General features: G+C 71.0%; 1 pseudogene. It reads right to left on the bottom strand.

The features are described from left to right. Positions 1 to 224, bottom strand: a pseudogene (locus tag IG90_RS46800) (hypothetical protein); the annotation flags it as partial.

The raw sequence follows: 224 nt of genomic DNA, 5'->3' as shown, positions 1-224 counted from the left end.
TGATGACGACCGTGGTGGGTACCGGGGTGGTCAGCAGCGTGATGACCGTGGTGGCCGTCCCAGCGGTGGCTTCGAGCGCCGCGACGACCGCCCCCGCGGCCCGCGCCGTGATGACGACCGACCGACCGGTGGTGGGTTCCGTCGTGATGACAACCGGCCCTCCGGTGGTTCCGGTGGCGGCTTCCGCCGCGATGACAATCGTGGTGGTGGCTTCGAGCGGCGTG

It is taken from the genome of Streptomyces anulatus, from assembly GCF_000721175.1.
Lineage (GTDB): Bacteria > Actinomycetota > Actinomycetes > Streptomycetales > Streptomycetaceae > Streptomyces > Streptomyces anulatus_C.
Note: the sequence above shows the minus strand (reverse complement) of the source record. Positions and strands in the feature narration are given on the sequence as shown.